The 865-nt window shown below is 33.5% G+C and carries 1 protein-coding gene and 1 tRNA gene; one reads left to right on the top strand and one right to left on the bottom strand.

The annotated features are described in order from the left end of the window. Positions 1-250: transposase (locus GOQ17_RS16035; RefSeq protein ID WP_201288656.1), on the bottom strand; the 250-nt coding region annotated here is incomplete at its 3' end. Positions 251-538: 288 nt separating this feature from the next. On the opposite strand from GOQ17_RS16035, the gene GOQ17_RS16030 reads away from it, so the two are divergent. Beyond that, positions 539-620 (top strand) — tRNA-Leu (locus GOQ17_RS16030). Positions 621-865 lie beyond the last annotated feature (245 nt).

The following is an 865-nucleotide window of genomic DNA, read 5'->3' as shown; positions in this document are numbered from 1 at the left end:
GTGCTTTCTCGATTTTGCGACACGAATAGATATTACTTAAATACGCGTAAAATAGAACCTTGATAAGCATACGGGGGTGATAGCTCGTGGTACCACCTCCTTTGTATAATTTAATGATATGATCTAAGTTTAGTTCATCAACAACCTGATTAACCAAACGAACAGGATGGTTTGCTGGTATTTTAGCAAAAATATCTTCAGGAAATAGACTCGGACTATTGGATGGTAAGGCTTTAAATTGTACTTTCATATTGTTTTTTTGGTTGCACCTCAATTTACAAAAAATTGAGGACAAAAAACATAAACCCCGCCATTTTTTAATGACGGGGGTTCTTTATTTATCAGACCTTTTTAGACGGCTTCTTTAGTTTTATAAAAGCTTATTAAGTATACAATTATCATTAAATCCTTAATAACATTCAAAAAATATAAATCTGGTATATAACGAATTAGCAAAATTACAGTTTTATTTAATGAAATATGTTGTAATTAAAAGCTATAAAAACTATATTTGCAACGTCGAAAACGAAAACAGCTTGCCCAGCTGGCGGAATTGGTAGACGCGTTGGTCTCAAACACCAATATCTTCGGATGTGCCGGTTCGACTCCGGCGCTGGGTACTAGACCGGATAAGTGATTAAAACGATCATTTATCCGGTTTTTTTCTTTACACAAACCACTATTAATCAGCAAGATATGACTAGCAACACTATTGATTCTAGTGGTTCGATAATGGATTGGAATTGCAACTAAAAAGTGGAGACAATTTTAAGCTGCCATTCTTCGATTTTGATTTAAGTATTTTTCCATTTGATTAGGCGTTAAATCACCTATAGCGGAATGTATTCTTTTATTATTATAAAAG

Source organism: Sphingobacterium composti (assembly GCF_009829075.1).
Classification (GTDB): domain Bacteria; phylum Bacteroidota; class Bacteroidia; order Sphingobacteriales; family Sphingobacteriaceae; genus Sphingobacterium; species Sphingobacterium composti.
Note: the sequence above shows the minus strand (reverse complement) of the source record. Positions and strands in the feature narration are given on the sequence as shown.